Annotated in this window: 1 protein-coding gene; it reads right to left on the reverse strand. The window is 35.4% G+C overall.

The window, feature by feature from the left end; translation table 11 throughout:
* Positions 1–16 precede the first annotated feature (16 nt).
* Positions 17–985, reverse strand: coding sequence for a hypothetical protein (locus tag HMPREF9629_RS12355; RefSeq protein ID WP_009526484.1), 969 nt, complete (start codon positions 983–985; stop codon positions 17–19).
* Positions 986–1,102: the final 117 nt, after the last annotated feature.

Here is a 1,102-nt window from a genome sequence, read left to right on the forward strand (position 1 = left end):
TTTTTTAATATTTTAATTATCTTCTCTTTCTTTTTATCAATATCAATCCTAATCCTGATAATATTGATGCTATTGTAAGCGGTATTTGTGGAAACTCATCTCCTGTTTTTACCAACTTTGTCGCTCCGAGAGGTACTCCGTCTTCGTCTACATACTCGAATGTTCCGTCAGGATTTATTCTTTTTGTATATGTTCCAAGCGGTACTCCGTCTTCATCAGATACTACTATTCTGTCAGGTGCATTTGGACTGTTAGGATCAGGTAACTCGTCTATTTGATAAGTCGGTGTTGTTGTTCTTTCTTCGTTTGCTATTGTCGGTGTTGTCGGATTTACTTGTGAACCCGGTACTGTCGGATTTACAGGTGTTGTTTCAGATGTGCCTGTGTTTGTTGTATTGTTTGGAGTATTAGGTGTTGCCGGATTTGTCGGTGTTGTCGGATTGGCAGGATTAGTAGGTGTTGTCGGATTTGTTCCTCCACCACCGTCTGTTTCTCCACTACCACCTTGCACAACTTCTTTGTATATTATTTTTATTGTCTTTGTATATTTGTCTTGAGCTTTGTTTACGTTTGTTCCTTTTAATGATATTTTATATATATCATTATCTTTATCGGCTCCTTCTACTTTATCAACTGCATAACTTGTATTATTTGTAGGTGTTATTTCTACTTCATCTGCATATTTTGCATTTAGTGTCGTTCCTTGTGTTATGGTTTGCTCTGCTCCGTCTACTTTTACTGTCACGTTCGGTGCTGATGTTATGGCTTGTTCTGCTCCGTTTACCAATTTTACCAATTCTATTTTTAATTCTACAGGTAGTGCTTGATATTTCACTTTTATATCTGCTTTTTTATATCCTACTTCGTATCCGTCTCCATATGATGTGTCTTGCACTATATCTGTATTGTTCGGATCTAATGTTATTTGATTGCTGTCGTCTAATAAGGATAATTTATATCCTTCTACATCAGAAGTAAGTTCCAATTTATCTCCTAATTTGAAGTTTTCGTAGTCTTCTGTTATTCTTGCTGTTATATCTTTGTCGTCTGAATTGCTTCTGTATTCTTTTTATATTAAGTTCTGTTTTGTTCTTTTATTCTT

It is taken from the genome of Peptoanaerobacter stomatis (assembly GCF_000238115.1).
In the GTDB taxonomy this organism is placed as follows: Bacteria; Bacillota; Clostridia; order Peptostreptococcales; family Filifactoraceae; genus Peptoanaerobacter; species Peptoanaerobacter stomatis.